The 15,484-nt window shown below is 64.2% G+C and carries 10 protein-coding genes; all 10 read left to right on the plus strand.

Translation table 11 applies throughout. The features are described 5' to 3' along the window. The first annotated feature begins 10 nt into the window (after positions 1-10). The 10 genes from HMPREF3174_RS02680 to HMPREF3174_RS02725 all read left to right on the plus strand — a co-directional run bounded on the left by HMPREF3174_RS02680 (position 11) and on the right by HMPREF3174_RS02725 (position 15,457). Positions 11-2,980, plus strand: coding sequence for a restriction endonuclease (locus tag HMPREF3174_RS02680; RefSeq protein ID WP_070447761.1), 2,970 nt, complete (start codon positions 11-13; stop codon positions 2,978-2,980). A 24-nt stretch (positions 2,981-3,004) separates the two neighbouring features. After that, positions 3,005-5,881, plus strand: coding sequence for an SNF2-related protein (locus HMPREF3174_RS02685; protein ID WP_371440859.1), 2,877 nt, complete (start codon positions 3,005-3,007; stop codon positions 5,879-5,881). Between the two features lie 249 nt (positions 5,882-6,130). Further along, positions 6,131-8,863 carry a pyruvate, phosphate dikinase gene (gene ppdK, locus HMPREF3174_RS02690; protein ID WP_068538613.1) on the plus strand — a complete coding sequence of 911 codons (2,733 nt, stop codon included), beginning with the start codon at positions 6,131-6,133 and terminating at the stop codon, positions 8,861-8,863. A gap of 217 nt (positions 8,864-9,080) precedes the next feature. Beyond that, positions 9,081-10,118 carry a hypothetical protein gene (locus HMPREF3174_RS09190; protein ID WP_068538614.1) on the plus strand — a complete coding sequence of 346 codons (1,038 nt, stop codon included), beginning with the start codon at positions 9,081-9,083 and terminating at the stop codon, positions 10,116-10,118. A gap of 2 nt (positions 10,119-10,120) precedes the next feature. Further along, the gene (locus HMPREF3174_RS02700) at positions 10,121-10,363 is read left to right on the plus strand and encodes a hypothetical protein (protein ID WP_070447766.1); all 243 of its coding nucleotides are present in this window, start codon (positions 10,121-10,123) and stop codon (positions 10,361-10,363) included. A 2-nt stretch (positions 10,364-10,365) separates the two neighbouring features. Continuing rightward, positions 10,366-12,102, plus strand: coding sequence for a hypothetical protein (locus tag HMPREF3174_RS02705; RefSeq protein ID WP_070447769.1), 1,737 nt, complete (start codon positions 10,366-10,368; stop codon positions 12,100-12,102). Positions 12,103-12,599: 497 nt separating this feature from the next. Continuing rightward, positions 12,600-12,824 (plus strand): FeoA family protein, encoded by a 225-nt coding sequence (locus tag HMPREF3174_RS02710; protein ID WP_068538616.1) that lies wholly within the window; start codon positions 12,600-12,602, stop codon positions 12,822-12,824. Beyond that, positions 12,821-13,657, plus strand: a complete 837-nt coding sequence (locus tag HMPREF3174_RS02715) for a FeoB small GTPase domain-containing protein (protein ID WP_070447772.1) — start codon at positions 12,821-12,823, stop codon at positions 13,655-13,657. Before HMPREF3174_RS02710 ends, HMPREF3174_RS02715 begins: the two co-directional genes overlap by 4 nt. Continuing rightward, entirely contained in the window at positions 13,593-15,101 is a 1,509-nt protein-coding gene (locus HMPREF3174_RS02720) for a ferrous iron transporter B (protein WP_070447775.1), read from the plus strand. Before HMPREF3174_RS02715 ends, HMPREF3174_RS02720 begins: the two co-directional genes overlap by 65 nt. Continuing rightward, positions 15,098-15,457 carry a hypothetical protein gene (locus HMPREF3174_RS02725; protein ID WP_062613279.1) on the plus strand — a complete coding sequence of 120 codons (360 nt, stop codon included), beginning with the start codon at positions 15,098-15,100 and terminating at the stop codon, positions 15,455-15,457. Before HMPREF3174_RS02720 ends, HMPREF3174_RS02725 begins: the two co-directional genes overlap by 4 nt. Positions 15,458-15,484 lie beyond the last annotated feature (27 nt).

Genomic DNA, 15,484 nt, shown 5'->3' on the forward strand with positions numbered 1-15,484 from the left:
CTTGAGTTCGATGAAATTCCAGTTTGACCCGCGCCAGCCCTACCAGACGAGCGCCATCGAGGCCGTCACTGACCTATTCGATGGGCAGCCTGCCGATGCCGACCAGCTCGTCACGAAGCTGGAAGACTACTCGCCCAACCCGGCGCTCGACATCCCTGGCCTAGCGCCAGACGGGCTCGACCTGTTCGCCGAGATCGGTGCCTACGGTAACAACCTTGTCCTGGATGAGGAGACGATTGCCGTAAATCTGCGCCAGGTGCAGGACCGCAACGGTTTAGAGGTTAACGACACCCTGGTGGATGGGCTTCAGTTCGATATTGAGATGGAAACCGGCACCGGTAAAACGTACGTGTATTTGCGTACCGCGTTCGAACTCGCGAGCAAGTACCGGTTCAACAAGTACATCATCTTGGTGCCGTCGGTGGCGATACGGGAGGGTGTGAAGACCAGCATCCAGTTGATGCGCGAGCACTTCCGCCACCTGTACCCGCAAATCAACATGGACTACAACGTTTACTCCGGTGACCGCGCCGAGGACGTGCGAGATTTTGCTACGGCTACATCGTTGCAGTTCTTGGTGATGACGATCGACTCGATTAGGGGCGATAAGAACACCCGTATCATTCATCAGCAGCGCGATAAGCTCTCTGGCCTGCGGCCACTTGACTTCTTGCAGGCAACTCGGCCGATTGTCATCATGGATGAGCCGCAAAACATGGAGTCCCAGCTCTCCCAGTCCGCTGTCACCGACCTGAACCCGCTGTGCACACTGCGCTACTCGGCAACCCACCGGACCACCCGCAACGTGGTGTACCGGCTCGATCCGCTCGATGCTCACCGGCTGGAGTTGGTGAAAAAGATCGTCGTCTCCGACGCCCTGGAGATAGGCGGCGCGGCGAAGCCGTATGTGAAGTTACTGGAGGTCAAACGCGACCCGAGCTTCAAAGCAAGCCTGGAGTTGATCTGCCGTAAGAAAGACGGCTCGTATGCCAAACGGAAGGTTAACGCCACCCAGGGCGCGGATCTGGAACGGCTGTCGGGCGGTAACCCGGCCTATGAGGGAAACTGGCGGATCAACGAGATCAGCGTGCTCCCTGAGCAGATCGAGCTGACCAACTACGGCTACCTGCGGGTTGGCGAGACGATTGGTGACAACCAGGACGCCGTGTTCCGGGAAATGATCAAGGAGACCATCAAGGAGCACATCCGCAAAGAGACCCAAGTTCACGAACGCGGCATAAAAGTGCTCTCCTTGTTCTTCATCGACAAGGTCGCCTCCTACCTCGGTGAGGGCATCAACAACCTCGATGCGCGCGGCCCGTTCGCCGAGGCCTTCGACGCGATCTACGTTGAAGAGCGCGCGAAAAACCCGGCCGCCCACGCGTTCCTGCCCGAGGATCCGGTGGAGGCCCGCTCTGGATACTTCGCGCAGATGAAGGCAGGTAAGGGCAAGAACGCCCAGCTCACGTTCAAGGACTCCTCGGGCAAGACAAAGGCCGATGATGACGCCTATGAGCTGATCATGAAGGACAAGGCTCGCTTGCTCAGTATGGACGAGCCGGTCCGGTTCATCTTCTCTCACTCTGCGCTCCGTGAGGGGTGGGATAACCCGAACGTGTTCCAGATCTGCACGCTGCGTGACATGTCGACCGAGACGGAGCGCCGCCAGACCATCGGCCGTGGCCTGCGCCTGCCCGTGAACCAGGACGGTGAGCGGATCAAGGATGCGGGCACCGCACAACTCACTGTCGTGGCGAACGAATCGTATAAGGCGTTCGCGTCTGCACTGCAGGATGAGTACAAGCAGGCTGGTGTGGCGATCGGATACGTGAGACGGACTGAGTTCGCTGCCTTGCCGGTGGTTGATGAGGTGACGGGTAAGGAGATGCGACTGGGGACGAAGCGTTCCAGTGAGATCTGGGAGTCGCTCCTCAGCCAGGGTTACATCAACGCTGCCGGTGAGGTGATGGGCACATGGGTGCCAGACCAGCTGGGCTTCACTGTAAACCTTCCCGAAGAGTTCGCAGGTTACGAGGAAGACGTCATCCGGATTGTCGATGGCTGCAAGATCGAAACGATCGTCAAGCACAAGCGCAAGCGCCAGCCCCGCGCCCTCAACAAGCAGGTCTACGCCACCCCCGAGTTCGAAGAGTTCTGGGAGGCAATCACCGCGCGCACCACTTACCGCGTGGCGCTCGATCGTGAGGACCTCATCAAACGGAGCGTGGCGAGTATCCAGCAGGCGCCGCAGATCGATCCGATTCGTATCCAGGTCACCCGAACTGGGCTTGAGATCACGCGTGGTGGCCCAAAAGGCACGGAACTGGGATCCCGGTCCACCGTGCTCACGGACTCGTATCCGTTGCCGGACATCATCAGCCAGCTTCAAGAATCAACGTCGCTGACGCGGAAGACGATCATCGAGATCCTGCTCGGCTCCGGCCGCATCGGGGACTTCCTCGCGAACCCGAATGACTTCATCAAGATGGTCACCGAGCGTATCGAGACCGAGCTCGCTCACACCCTCATCGACGGGATCCAGTATGAGCCGATCGGTGGCTCCATCTATGAGCTGCGCGAACTTCAGGCCGATGGGTTGGAGGAGAAGGACCGGTTCATCGACCAGCTGTACAAGGTGACGAATAAGGAGAAGACGGACTTCGACTACCTCGTGCTCGACTCGGCAGTGGAGCGGCAGTTCGCTCAGTACTTGGATGGGCGTGAGGACATCAAGTTGTTCATGAAGCTGCCCGACAAGTTCCGTGTGCCTACACCGGTGGGTGATTACAACCCGGACTGGGCGATTATCAAGGTTGAGGACGGCACCGAGCACCTCTACCTGGTGAGGGAAACGAAGTCGAGTCAAGACCCGGCGAAGCGCCGCCCGAGCGAGAATGCGAAGATCAAGGCCGCAATGAAGCACTTCGCCGCGATCGGCGTGGATTATGCGGTGTCCGCGCCTGAACGGTGGGAAGTCTAAGGGGAGCGGCGACGAGTGCAGTATTTGAGTGACTATCAGGCCAAGCTCTACGCTCACGAGCTCGACCGTTCCTATGCCTCCGACCATGTCGGCAAGCTCGCGGGGCTGCTATTCGATGCGCAGGTGGAGCCCAAACCCCACCAAGTCGACGCCGCCCTGTTCGCCCTGCAAACCCCGTTCCTGAATGGGGTGATCCTTGCTGACGAGGTCGGGCTTGGTAAAACGATCGAGGCCGGAATCGTCATCTCCCAATACTGGGCACAGCGCAACCGGCGCGTCCTCATCATCGCACCATCGTCGCTGCGCCAGCAGTGGAAGCAGGAACTGGACGAGAAATTCGCTCTGCCCGCCTCACTGCTCGATCGCACCAACATTGATGAGTTGACCGGGCCAGGCGCGAAGGATCAGATCCTCATCTGCTCCTATGAGTTCGCGAACTCGCAGACCACGAAATTGCTCCGGACCTGGGATCTCGTGGTCTGCGATGAAGCCCACCGCCTGCGCTCCCACTGGACCGGGCAAGCCAAGATCGCAGCAAACGTCGCCCGCATCTGCCGCGCCGCCACGAAGACGGTCATGCTCACCGCGACTCCGCTACAGAACCGGCTCGAGGAACTCTACGGGCTGGTCTCGGTGTTCGCGCCGGACTACTTCCATTCTCTCGAGGCATTCAAGGAGCGCTACCTGGACAACCCTGACGGGGTCGGCAACGATGACCTCGCCCAGCGGGTCGCGATGGTGGCGAAACGGACGCTTCGCAAGGATGCGGATAAGTACATTCGCTTCACCGAACGTATGCCGCTGACCGTCGCGTTTACCCCGAGCGATGCTGAGATCGAGCTGTACGACAAGATCAACGAGTACCTGCAGCGGCCGTTTCTGTGGGCGTTTGCGAAATCCCAACGCCACCTGTCCGCTCTCATCATGCGCAAACGCCTCGGCTCCTCCTCCTACGCCGTCGCCTCTACTCTAGAGCGCACTGCAGACCGCCTCGAAGCGGAAGTCCGCGCCGGACGCCGACGCAACGACGCCGGCGGCTTCGTCGGTGACCCAGACCTCACCGGCGAGCTACGGGAAGAAGCAGAAAACACCCCGGTCACCCCTGAGGTGATTGACCCGGAGCAGCGCCATGCGATGCTCAGCGAAGTCGAAGAGCTGCGCGAGTACGCAAAGCTCGCCCGCTCCATTACCGTCAACCAGAAGGCTGTGAAGCTGGTTGATGCGCTCGAGCAGGGCTTTGCGAAGCTGCGCGAGATTGGTGCACCGGAGAAGGCGATCATTTTCACCGACTCCACCGTCACCCAGGACTACCTCGCCCGATCCCTCACGGAGGCAGGATGGGGCGAAGGCCTCGTCTTGTTCAACGGCACCAATACCAGTCCGAAAGCCAACACGATCTACAAGCGGTGGCTCGAGGAGAACCAGGGCGGTGATCTTGTCACAGGTATTCTTGCTGCAGACCGGCGTAAAGCCCTCGTGGATGAATTCCGTGAACGCGGTCGGCTCATGATCGCGACCGAGGCCGCTGCGGAGGGTATCAACCTGCAGTTCTGCTCGATGCTGGTCAACTATGACCTGCCGTGGAACCCGCAACGCATCGAGCAGCGCATCGGCCGCGTGCACCGCTTCGGGCAGAAACACAACGTCGTGGTCGTCAACTTCTCCAACAAAGGAAACCTTGCCGAAGAACGCATCCTCGAGCTGCTCACTGAGAAGTTCGAGCTGTTCACCTCCGTGTTCGGCGCGTCCGATGAGGTTCTCGGTCAGATCGAAGACGGCCTGGATTTCGAGAAGAACATCGCCCACATCCTTGACAACTGCAAGACCTCCGCCGAGATCGATGCCGCGTTTACTGCTCTCGAAGCGAAGTACGCGAAGCAGATCAACCGGGAGATGAAGAAGACCCGCGCCAAGGTGTTCGATAACCTCGACCCGAAGGTGCGCGACAAGCTCAAGTCCTACGACGCCCAAACCGGAATCGTCCTCAACGCCTTTGAACGACTCTTGATCGATGTTACTCGGCACGAGCTGGGGGATAAAGCCACCTTCAACGATTCGGGTACGCAGTTCAAGCTTCACGCCTCGCCCCGTAGTGGAATTACGGCCGGTGACTACTACTTCAAGTCGGAGCCGCGGAAGGGCGCGCATCAGTATCGCTACTCCAGTGATCTTTGTTCGTGGGTCATCGAGTCGGCGAAAACACGAAACACTCCACCTGCCCGGCTGATCTTCCAGATTCAAGGATCAGACCGGGCCAGCACGATCGCCAAGCGTATGCGCAATAAGCAGGGGCGGTTGCGAGTTGAGGAAGTCACCTTCGCGATGCGCGCTGGTAGCAAGGACCTTCGAGAGTCGTATCTCCTATTCTCAGGGTTCTTTGATAACGGTACCCCCATGGATCCAGAGCAGATTCGAGATCTGCTCGACCTGAACTGCGTCAACGTCAGTGAGGGCGATGTGGATACCAACGGCTTCGAGCGCGGCATCGCGCAACAGATCAAGAGGCTCGAGCGGGATGTCGAAGAGCGAAATGCCACTTTCTTTCTTGAACAAGAAGCCCTCGTTGATGCTGCTCGCCTCGACCTCAAAGCGACATTTGACGCCAAGATCCGCGATTACCAAGCCAAGGCCGCCACAGCAAACAAGGAAGCTCGAAAGGCATCAAACACGGCGCAGGAGTTGAAGCTCCGCCAAGAGGCACGGCGCTGGCAGCGCAAGGCTGACGATGCTGAGGACGACTATCGCGCCGAACGAAATCGTCTACGCACTGAGTCTGAGGAGCTGCTCCGTAGCGCAGAGGATGCTCTGCGAGCCACCGAGACTCGGCAGGAGTTGTTCACCATCAATTGGGAGGTAGCGCGAGCGCGGCGCCGGGACGCAAGCCGCCCCATGGCGTCGTGACGCCGGCCTAGGCACCCGGGCCCAGGCGTGCGTGAGACGGGCCCGCCACCCGGGGGCTTGCCGTTGCGGGAACCGGGTCGAAAGTCGCATATGGCGCCCGGCCGGTGATACATTTGAGGGCGGTGCGTGGCGGCTAAGGCCGCCCATACTAGGCGGGCCACACCGCTCGAAATAGGCGGGCCGAACCGCCCGAAACGGGTGGCGCGCCCCTACAACATACGACAACCCATGATTCCCAACGGAGGGCAGATGACAAAGTACGTATACGACTTCACCGAGGGTGATAAGGACCAGAAGGACCTCCTCGGCGGTAAGGGCGCGAACCTGGCTGAGATGACCAACCTTGGTCTCCCGGTGCCTCCCGGCTTCACGATTACCACGGAGGCCTGCCGCGTGTACCTGAACGAGGGTGCGGCGCCGGAGGAGCTGGACGTGCAGGTCACGGGCGCGATCCGTGAGGTCGAGGCGAAGATGGGCAAGCACCTGGGTGATCCGGCTGATCCGCTGCTCATGTCGGTGCGCTCGGGTGCGAAGTTCTCCATGCCGGGCATGATGGAGACCGTGCTCAACATTGGTCTGAACGACGAGTCGGTGCTCGGCCTTGCGGAGCAGTCCGGGGATGAGCGTTTCGCGTGGGATTCGTACCGCCGCCTAGTGCAGATGTTCGGCAAGACCGTGCTGCACATTGAGGGTGAGCCGTTCGCGGACGCCCTGCATGCCCTCCAGGATGAGAAGGGCTACGCCGGCGATCCGGACATGACCACGGAGGACCTGCAGCGCCTGGTGGTGGAGTTCAAGGCGATTGTCAAGGAGGCCACGGGTCACGACTTCCCGCAGAACCCGCGCGAGCAGCTTGATCTGGCGATCAAGGCCGTGTTCAACTCGTGGAACACGGAGCGCGCCCGCATCTACCGCCGCCGCGAGCACATCCCGAACGACATCGGCACCGCTGTCAACGTCCAGACCATGGTGTTTGGCAACATGGGTGCGGGCTCCGGCACGGGCGTGTGCTTCACGCGCGATCCTTCCACGGGCCACTCGGGCGTGTACGGCGACTACCTCGAGAACGCGCAGGGCGAGGACGTGGTGGCGGGCATTCGCAACACGCTGCCGCTGTCGGCGCTCGGTGAGCTGGACAAGAAGTCGTACGACGAGCTGCTGGCCATCATGGACCGCCTCGAGATCCACTACCGCGACCTGTGCGACATCGAGTTCACGGTGGAGCGCGGCAAGCTGTGGATGCTGCAGACCCGCGTGGGTAAGCGCACCCCGGCCGCGGCGTTCCGCGTGGCGGACCAGCTGGTCGACGAGCGTCTCATCACTCGCGACGAGGCGGTCACCCGCGTGACGGGCGACCAGCTCACCTCCCTGCTCTTCCCGCAGTTCGACAAGGACGCGAAGAAGGTCACCATCACCCGCGGCATGCCGGCCTCCCCGGGCGCGGCCGTGGGCGAGATCGTCATGGACAACGCCACCGCGGTGGCACGCACGCAGGCGGGCGCGAAGGTGGTGCTCGTGCGTCGTGAGACGAACCCCGAAGACCTCCAGGGCATGGTGGTCTCCGAGGGCATCCTCACCGCCCGCGGCGGCAAGACCTCGCACGCGGCCGTGGTGGCGCGCGGCATGGGCCGCTGCTGTGTGGTCGGCGCCGATGACCTGGTGGTCGACGACGTGGCCGGCACCATGAAGGTCAAGTCCACCGGCAAGGAATTCAAGGTGGGCGACATCATCGCGATCGACGGCACCACCGGCGAAATCTTCGAAGGCGACGTGCCCGTGACCGACTCCCCGGTCACCACCTACCTGGCCGAAGGGCTCGAGGCCGGCCTCGCCGCCGCACACACCGATGACGACCGCGACCTGGTGGGCGCCGTGGACCGCATCATGAGCCACGCGGACGAGAAGCGCCGCATGCTCGTGCGCGCCAACGCCGACTCGCCGGAGGATGCCGCCCGTGCCCGCGCGTTCGGCGCCCAGGGCATCGGCCTGTGCCGTACCGAGCACATGTTCCTTGGGTCCCGCCGCAAGCTCATCGAGAAGATGATCCTCGCCCACGACGAGGCGACCCAGGCCGAAGCGCTGGCCGAGCTGCTGCCATACCAGCGCGAGGACTTCATCGGCATCTTCGACGCGATGGACGGCCTGCCGGTCACCGTGCGCCTCATCGACCCACCGCTGCACGAGTTCCTTCCCGACCTGACCGACCTGTCGGTTAAGCTCGCGGTCAAGGAAGCCAAGGGCGAGGAGATCACCGACGACGAGCGCGAGTTGCTCGCGGCCGTGAAGTCGCACCACGAGCAGAACCCCATGCTGGGCCTGCGCGGCGTGCGCCTCGGGCTGAAGATCCCGGGCCTCATCCGCCTGCAGGTGCGCGCGATCGCCGAAGCCGCCGCCCACCTGATGAAGGAAGGAAAGGACCCGAAGCCGGAGATCATGGTCCCGCTCATCGGCGGCGTGCGCGAACTGCAGATCGTGCGCGACATGGCCCTCGAAGTCATCGCCGAAGTCTCGAAGGAGACGGGCGTGGAGCTCGACCTGCCGATCGGCAACATGATCGAGCTGCCGCGCGCGGCCGTGTCGGCTGACACGATCGCCACCGAGTCCGACTTCTTCTCCTTCGGCACGAACGACCTCACCCAGACCACGTGGGGCTTCTCGCGCGACGACGTCGAAGGCACGTTCTTCAACGAATACTTCGACTACGGCGTGTTTGGCGTGTCCCCGTTCGAGTCCGTGGACCTCGGTGGCGTAGGCGCCCTCGTGGACATGGGCGTGCAGCGCGGCCGCCACTCCAAGCCCAACATGAAGATGGGCGTGTGTGGCGAGCACGGCGGTGACCCGAGCTCGATCCACTTCTTCGAGAAGGTCGGACTGAACTACGTGTCCTGCTCGCCGTTCCGCGTGCCGGTGGCCCGCCTCGAATCGGGCCGTGCGGCCATCGAGAACGAGACCACGTACGTGCGCCACTTCAACGACCTGTAAATCGCTGAAGGGCCTGCGAGTACGCGGGCGAATCGGGAGGGGCTCGGCCAGGGATGGCCGAGCCCCTCCTTCTTTCCGCTGGCGGGCCGGGCGGCGTCGGTGGGCGCGGGCCGGGCGGCGTCGTCGGGAAATCGATGCCCCCAAAGTGACGTAAGTTATAGTGATAGGGTCATGTCGCACAGACGTGCCCCTCACACGCACACACGAAAGGGAAATCGTGGACAACGAACTCACACCCACGCCTGAATCGGCAGATGGTACCGAGACCGCGCCGCTTCAAAGGGCTGACGGCCCCGAGGCGGCGGGCGCCGCGCAGTCGGCCCCCACGGAGCCGCTGCCCCAAAACCCCACGGAGCCGCTCGAGCAGGCCGCTCCGGCTGACTACACGCCCACCGACTCCTACGCCGCGGCCCCGGCCAACACCTATGGGCAGGCGCCCGGCGCCCCGGCGTCGTCGGCCGCCGAGAACGCCCCACAGGCCTACGATCCGAACGCGGCCCCTGCCTACGTGCCCTACGTGCCCGGCCAGGGCTACGACCCGAACGCAGTCTACGCGGCCGGCGCCCCGGCGTCGTCGGCCCCCGCGAACCCCGCGGACTCCATCGGCGGGGTTTTTGGTGCCATGTGGTCCGTGATCAAGCTGATCCTGGGCGGCCGCCTGCTCGAGGCGATTAAGCTGGGCGAGTCCTACCGCTACTACTGGCACGTGGCCATGGGCATCTTCGTGTTCGTCGGCGCGCTCATCCCCGCGGGCGTCGGCGTGGCAGCGTTGAAGGGGATCGTCAACTTTGTCAACACCTACAGCCGCTACGGCTTCGGCTACTCCGGCCCCAGCGTGGGCGACCTGCTCGGCACCGGGTTGAAGCTCTGGCTGTTCGGCGCGGTCGTCTTGGCGGCGTTGGTGTTCGCCTTCACGTGCGCCCTGTACTTCACACTGAAGATGCGAGGCGTCACCGTGCCGTTTGGGCAGGTGGCCACCCTGTGGTCGGTGTCGGCCACCCCGGCGATCTTCATGATGGTGATCGGCGCTTTCCTGGTCATCATCCCCACCACGGTCACGTTCTTCCTGGGCTTCCTCGTGCTCTCCATTGGCGTGGGCCTGGCGGGCAACATGGCGTTTATCGCGAACTACGTGGGGCTCAACCGGATCGCGCGGGCGGAGAAGTCGATGCTAGTCCCGTACGTCCTCTTCTGCGGGCTTGCCGCCGTGGTCGTCATGCTGATCTTCCTCATCCTCGGTCAGCTGGTGTCGTAGCCATGAAGACCAAGTCACGTTTCAGCGTGGTCGCCCTCGCGGTGGCCCTGCTCATGTTGCTCACGGCGTGCGGCGCGCGCCTGAACACCACCGTGGCCCTGGAGGAGGGCGGCGCCGGCACGCGCACGATCTCCTTCACCGTGGCCAACGACGCCGACACCCGGGACCGCATCACCGGCGGCTTCGAAGCCGCCGACGCCGCGATCGTCAAGACCTGCCCGAAGGCCTCGAGTTCTCCGGGCTGACGATGGGCGAGGCGGAGGTGACGGGCAACTTCACCCTGTCCTTCACCGACATGGACGACTACAAGTCGAAGGTCACCGCGATCCTCGAGGCCGGCGGCCTTGACGGGGATCCCGAGATCACGTTCTTCTCCGCCGACGGCTCGTTCAAGAAGGGCTTCGAGTTCGAAGAAAGCTTCTCCTCCTCCGACCTGCTGGCCTGGGTGCCGGACGCGCTCGTCGTCGAAGGTGTCATCGCCGAAGACGACCGCAGCAGCGTCATCGACGGCGAAGACCCCAGCACCGTCACCTACGGAGGGGAGACCTACACGTCGGACTACGGCGGCTCCATCTTCATCGATCAAACCCAGGACCAGGGCTTCGACAACGTCTACCTGACAATCGCTGACAACGACGACGGCTCGTTCGGGGCCGTCGTCGTGCTCGAACGCTACTCGAAGCCGACCGAGCCGATCAAGAAGATCGACGACGAGTTCCTCGGCAAGTTCTCCGGCATGACGATCGACTCCGACACCGACACCTCGACCAACAACTACCAGCGCTCGCTCAGCTTCGACGCGATCTCCGCCGAGGACCTCGTGTTGAAGCTCGACGACGTGTTCGGCGAGGGGGCGACGTCGTTCGAAGTCGGCACTGGCGGCGAAAACGGGGAAGCCAAGCTCCAGCGCACCTACCGCGGCACCGCCGACCCGGTGGAGCTGTGCAGCAGCTACTGCGGGCTAGAAGTACACATGATCGCACCCGAGGGCTACACCTCCGGGGGTGGCGACAACACCGACTACGCGTACGGCACCAGCTTCGAGTTCGCCTTCGACAAGGACATCGTCTTCGACTCGCTCGACTTCGCGGTGAACGTGTCGATGTCGAGGGAATGGACACTCGACGTCGACGTCGTGCTCGATTCCACCGAATACGCCGACTTCCTCGACCAGGTGGAGGCCGCGCTCGCCGAGAACGGCGGTTCTATGAAGACCTCCGACGCCGACGGCAAGCGCACCTACTCCTTCTCCTTCACGCCAAAGGACGAATCCGCGTACGCCTGGTCCGTCCGCGTCCGCACCCTCGAAGGCGTCGAGAAGGAGGTCACCGACGGCGACTACGAGGTCCAGCTCGAACTCGACCCATACGACTTCGTGGGCGGCGCCCAGATCTCCCAGGTGACGGGCAGCGTTGAACTCGGCACCATGCAGAAGTGGGCGAATGTTAGCGACTACCTGTGGACCCGCGATGGTGACACGTACACCTACTCCGTCTCCGACGCCAGCTCGCTCTGGTTCGAGGGGTATGCGTCGGGTCCGACGATGGGCAAGCTGATAGGCATGATCATCGCTGCCGTGGTGGTGATCGCGCTCATCGCGCTGGCCATCATCTTCCGCAAGAAGATCGCCAAGCTGTTCTCCAAGGGGCCGAAGCCGGCGCCGTACCCGGGAGCTGCCGGTGCCGCCGGTGTGGCTGGGCCGGCGGGCGCGTATGGCGCGCAGCCATACAGCGTGCAGTCGGGGGCTCCGGTGGGCCCGGGCGCGCCGGGTCAGGGCGCCGAGCTCGGCGTTCAGCCGGAGGCTCCTCAGTTCTCCGCGGCCCACTCGGCCGAGGCCAGCACGTTTGCGGGAGCTCAGCCGGGCATCGCGCCGGGAGTTCCGGCAGGTCCTGGAGCGCAGGCCGGGCCGGGTGTGCCGGCACCGGGTGCTCCGGCACCGGGTGGCTCCGCCTCGGGCGAGTTCCGCGAGTACGACCTCACCTAACGCCAGCTAGCAGTGTGGGCCCGGACACCCGTCCGGGCCCACACTCATGCCCGCGCTTGCCTGCCGCGTCACCGCACGCCTGCCCGTGCGCCCGCACCCGCGCCTGCCCGTGCGTGCGTTTCGCGTCACCTGCGTCACCAGCGCCCGCAGAGCCCGCAGCGCCCACAGCCCCCGGGCACGAGCTCGCCACCACGCGCGCGGCCTTCCCGCCCGGCAGCTGCCCTCCGGCTGGTGGTCGTTGCAGATGCTGCACTACCTGGCAAGATGCGGCACTACTTTCCCGTTATTTAGTACCGCGTTTGTCAGTTTAGTGCCGCATCTGCTGAGAGGGGGCCGGCGGCAGCCCACCGGCGGGCCGGCGACAGACCACCGGCCGCCACCGCCGCACCCCAAACTGGAGTCATTCCAAGGTGTAAATAACGGGACTTTGGGCTTTCTTATATGAGCAAGGCAAGGATAGCCTTACTCGTGACAATTCCATATTTCCTGGAGGAAGAATGAAGCTCAGCGAATGCCCCACACGCGTTACGCTTCGACTCACTAACCTGAAGCTCCCCGAGCATAGCCTGCTGCGCATGCAGGAGATCGGTGTGCGGATTGGCGCCGAAGCCACGGTGATCCAGCATGCCGGTTTTGGCGGCTTGGTCCTTAATATTGCCGGCTCGCGCGTGGCGATCGACCACCGGTCCGCGAAGAACATCGAAGCGGAGCTGGTGGCATGACGGTCCAGGAAAAGGTCAAGGAAAACAAGCGTTACGCGGGCGTGACGATCGCACTGGTCGGCAACCCGAATGTCGGCAAGTCCACGCTCTTCAACGGCGTGACGGGCGCCCGCCAGGCGGTCATCAACGCCCCCGGCACCACGGTGGAGGTCAAGGCCGGCACGTGGCGGAGCCTCGGCGCCCGCGTGCTCGACCTGCCCGGCGCCTACTCGCTCATCCCCAACAGCCCGGATGAGAAGGTGGTGGCTGACACGCTCGCAGGCCCCGGTCGCGACGCCGCCGCCCCGGCTGACCACGGCCATCACGGCCACCGCGGCCCGCTCGATCAGGACGTCAACCTGGTGCTCGCCGTGCTCGACGGCGGCGCGCTCACCCGCTCCCTGTACCTCGTGGCCCAGCTGGCGCAGACGGGCTACCCGGTCGCGGCGGTGATCCACATGGCTGACGTCGCCGCCGATAACGGCATCAAGATCGACCCGTCGGTGGTTTCGCGCGAGCTTGGTATCCCGGTCATGATCTTTGACCCGCGCAAGCGCGGCCAGTACGCCCAGCTTGACCGCTTCGTCGAGCAGGCGATCCTCGAGCCGCGCCGCGTGTCCGGCCTCGACGCCGACCCCACGGCCCCCGGCTACAACGCCCGCGCGGCCGCGAACCCGCTGGCTAGCTGCCGGCTGTCCGACGTCGACGAGCGCGATCTCCTCGCCCAGACCTCCTGCGGCGGCGGTGCTGCGTGCGGTTGCGGCCACGACAAGGCTTCGTCCCTGGAGCTTGACGACGTCGCCCCCCACGGGCCTCGCCTGCGGCTGCGGGCACGACCGCCCGACCAGCCTTGAGCTTGGCCCCACGCACACGACTGAGCCTGCCTCCGCCACGGATGCGGAGCTTGAGCGGGCCACCCGCCTGTTCGGCTGGGTGGACCGTGTGGAGTCGGCGATCAACACGTCCGCCGAGCGCCCTGAGACCCACGGGCCGTCGCGCTCGGATCGCGTGGACAAGGTGCTGCTCAACCCGGTGGCTGGCCCGATCGTGTTCTTCGCGGTCATGTGGCTGCTGTTCAAGCTGGCCGGCGAGTGGGTGGGTCCCATCCAGGACTGGTGTGATGCGATCTTCTCCAGCACGGACGAGGGCGCGATCTCACTGGCGAACGGCGTGAGCTGGCTGCTCGGCGTCGTCGGCCTGGGCGGAACGTGGGTGGATTCGCTCCTGGTGGGCGGTCTGTGTACGGGCCTGGGAGTGGTCGGGTCGTTCGTGCCGCTCATGTTCACGATCTTCGCCGCGCTGTCGATCTTGGAGGATTCGGGCTACATGGCCCGTGCCGCGTTCCTGGCGGACCGCCTCATGCGCCGCATCGGCCTGGACGGGCGCGTGGTGCTCCCGCTCATCATGGGCTTCGGCTGCAACCTGCCCTCCCTCGCCGCGGCCCGCACGCTGCCCTCCCCGGCGCAGCGCCTAGTCACGGTACTCATCACGCCGTACACTTCCTGCGCGGCGCGGCTGACGATCTACCTCATGATGACCAAGATCTTCTTCCCCAACAACGCAGGAACCGTGGTCTTCGCCCTCTACCTTGCCTCGATCGTGCTGGTGGTGCTGGGCGCGTGGGTGCTGAAGTTCTTCTATACCAAGAATGACGCCCAGTCCCCGCTCATGCTGATCCTGCCCGCCTACCAGGTGCCGCGCGCGCTTGTGCTGCTGCGTCAGGCGGTGCAGCGCTCGTGGATCTTCGTCAAGGGCGCGGGCAAGATCATCGTGGCCATGACCATGGTGGTGTGGCTGCTGGGCGCGATCCCGATGGGCGCGGGAGGCGCGGGCAAGTCCTTCGCTGACCCGGAGCTGCCGATGGAGGATTCGGCCTACGGGCAGGTGGCCAAGGTGCTCGAACCCGTCTTCGAGCCGGCCGGCTTCGGCGACTGGCACATGGCTGGCGCGCTCATGACTGGTTTCGTGGCGAAGGAAACCGTGGTGTCCTCGATCGTGGCCTCCTACAACATGGACCCGGAGGCCGCCGGCGACGCCGAAGACAACGGCGACGACCTCGGTGAACTTCCCGACCTCCTCGCCTCCACGTTCACGCAGACGGCCGGCGAGGGCTACCAGGGCCTGGCCGCGATCGCGTTCCTCGTCTTCGTCCTGGCCTACACCCCGTGCCTGGCTACGGTGGCCGAGCAGGCCCGCCTGATCGGCGGCAAGCGCACCACGATCGCTGTGGGCGCCCAGCTCGTCATCGCCTGGGCGCTGGCGGTGGGTATCTTCCAGATCGGGAAGCTGTTCCTGTGAACGCTCCCGCTCGCTTGAGTGCGCCCGCGGCTAACGTGGGCGCACCCGCGCGTCCGGCGTCCCTGCGCCCGGCTAGCCCGGCTAACGCTGCCAGCCAGCGTCCCGGCAGCCCCGCCTACTCGGTTGCCGACCGGGTCCTTGCCGAGATCCGGGCCGGCGGCACGATCCCTAACGTTGCGAAGAAGACCGGCACCAGCGAGGTCTTCGTCCGGGTGCTGGTGGACCACCTGGAGCGGACGGGGCTGGGCGGGTCGGCGTCGTCGTTGTGCTCGTCGGGACAGGGGGCGTGCGGGCCGAACGGCGCGCAGACTGACGAGGCTCTCATTAGTTGTGCAGGGTGCGCGTTCGCGCGCTAAAAAGGGGACAATGGCCTCGAAGGAGGC

It is taken from the genome of Trueperella sp. HMSC08H06, assembly GCF_001808465.1.
In the GTDB taxonomy this organism is placed as follows: Bacteria; Actinomycetota; Actinomycetes; order Actinomycetales; family Actinomycetaceae; genus Trueperella; species Trueperella bernardiae.